1 protein-coding gene and 1 pseudogene are annotated in these 868 nt (G+C 51.2%); one reads left to right on the plus strand and one right to left on the minus strand.

Annotated features, from left to right (window positions below; translation table 11 throughout):
* Positions 1–165 (minus strand): outer membrane lipoprotei OprI (oprI, locus tag HT737_RS29385; RefSeq protein WP_182404574.1); only part of this gene is annotated, 165 nt, incomplete at its 3' end.
* A gap of 570 nt (positions 166–735) precedes the next feature.
* Between oprI and HT737_RS32180 the strand changes: the two are divergent.
* A pseudogene (locus HT737_RS32180) lies at positions 736–868 on the plus strand (N-acetyltransferase); the annotation flags it as partial.

Here is an 868-nt window from a genome sequence, read left to right on the forward strand (position 1 = left end):
AGCTTCATCAGCTTTACGGTATGCTTCGTCTGCACGAGCCTGGGCGCGAGCAGCTGCGTCTTCAGTAGCGGTCAGACGTGCTTCGGTTTCTTTCGATGCGCTGCTGCAACCGGTAGCCAGAACTGCGGCCAGAGCCAGAGCAGAGAATTTCAGAACGTTGTTCATCGTGTTCCCCTTCAAGGACTTTCAATTAAGTGGCTTTCTCCTCCGATTGAGGAAATAGCCGGCGTACATACTACCCATTACTTGTAGTAAGTAAACTGACGTAGCGCAAGAAGCAAAAAAAAATTGTAGGCGTTGATTCTTTTTCGAGCAACTTTTAACGGGGCTGATTAAAAAATATCCAGCTGCAAGCCCCTGCCTGAGCGAGTTAATGAGAAAAAGTTCCCGCTGTCACGTGCTGTTTTCGGCGTCTTGCACCAAGTCTGCCTAGATGAATTCGTCTACACTTTTGTTCCGATTTTGCATGACGCCTCACATATCTTTGTCGCTCTTGAGGTGACTTTAAAGAAGAGCCTGCGTCTTAAGTCTCGACATCCGGCAATGTTCAGGTGAGCGCCTCGGGATATGTTCCCCGCGCCTGCCACTACGCCCATCGGAGTTATCCGTACAACCTGCACGATGACGAGCGCACCTTGAGCATTTTTGCCAATGGTGCCTACTATTTATCACGTGCTCGGTTGCGCGAGATCGGTGTGGCTTTTCTCGGTGTCCATCAGGCACGGGGTGGCGTAGATGTTCCTTCGCCGGAAAAACATCGGTAAGGTAGGGGTCAGAATTCAAGACCCGCGAGGAGTAGTGATGAGCGAGGCGTTGTCCATCCACCATGACCAGGCTGGTCATCAGTTCGAGACCAATGTGGACGGTC

Source organism: Pseudomonas sp. MD195_PC81_125 (assembly GCF_014060985.1).
Classification (GTDB): domain Bacteria; phylum Pseudomonadota; class Gammaproteobacteria; order Pseudomonadales; family Pseudomonadaceae; genus Aquipseudomonas; species Aquipseudomonas parakoreensis.